1 protein-coding gene is annotated in these 1,192 nt (G+C 33.9%); it reads left to right on the top strand.

From position 1 onward, the window contains the following. Positions 1-86: 86 nt before the first annotated feature. Complete coding sequence (locus C8D70_RS20610; RefSeq protein WP_228408078.1) at positions 87-1,016, top strand: transposase; 930 nt, start codon at positions 87-89, stop codon at positions 1,014-1,016. Positions 1,017-1,192: the final 176 nt, after the last annotated feature.

The raw sequence follows: 1,192 nt of genomic DNA, 5'->3' as shown, positions 1-1,192 counted from the left end.
AAAGTTTATTGAATTTTGTTTCAATAAACTTTTTTTATGGCTGAAAATTCAAAAAAAATCGTTGTTGGGGTTGCAAAAGTTTGGATGTGATTTCCTGGGGAAAGCAAAACGGTAAGCGTCGTTTTAAATGTAAAAACTGTGGCCTTTATTTTACTTCAGAGAATAAATCTGTTAGTCTAAAAAACAAAGAAACTTGGTTTAAAAAATGGATTGTCGGGAAACAGACTTATGATCAGATTTCAGCAGCATCGGGATATTCCTTAACTACTCTTCAACGGTATTTTAATGTGATGCTTAGTAAAGCTCCAAAACTCAGTTACAGTCATAACAAGGAAGTTTATTTACTCATCGACGGCACCTATTTTTCTAATGAAATCTGTCTGGTTGTTTATAGAGACAATGTTTTTAAACAAACCCAGCTTTACAGAATTACTGACGGAGAGCATTATGAAGAACTCAAAGAGGATTTGGAGAATATTCTGAATTTGGGAATAAAAATTGGCGGGATAACCTGCGATGGTGATAAATCTCTACTGAAAGCTATCCGGAAAGTTTGTCCTAAGGTTCCTGTTCAGAGATGTTTGGTCCATATTCAGAGAATGTGTAAGATATGGCTTTCCGCCTATCCAAAATCTGTAGCTGGTTTTGAGTTACGTGAAATTGTCTGCAAAATTCATTTTATCGATAATGAAGTTAAAAAGCAGTATTGGATCAAAGAGTTTTTGGATTGGTCTGAAAAGCATAAAGAATTTTTGAATGAAAAATCATACAGCCAGGAAACCGGAAGATATTGGTATACTCATAAGATGGTGAGAAGATGTTTTTCTGTTATCAGAAAGGCTTTGCCAAATATGTTTACCTTTCTTCAAAATCCTAAAATCCCGAAAACAACCAACGGAATAGAGTCTTTTTTCGGTCATCTGAAAGGTAATCTTAATATTCATCGGGGGCTTACCAAAAGCCGGAGAAAAAAGTTTATCCAATGGTATCTTTTTTATAAAAATCTAAAATCGTAAAAGGTTTTTTTAGCCATAAAGCTGTTCCAATAATTTACAAAAAGAGGATGGAAAAACCATCCTCTAAACTATTGTTTACAGCGTTGATTGTATTGCTGGTAAGTTGCTCCTCAGCATTGCTTACTTCCTCTTCCAATCAACTGTAAAATATTACGAATTATTTTTGACAAAAACAC

This window comes from Chryseobacterium sp. CBTAP 102 (genome assembly GCF_003201365.1).
GTDB classification, from domain to species: Bacteria; Bacteroidota; Bacteroidia; order Flavobacteriales; family Weeksellaceae; genus Chryseobacterium; species Chryseobacterium candidae.
Note: the sequence above shows the minus strand (reverse complement) of the source record. Positions and strands in the feature narration are given on the sequence as shown.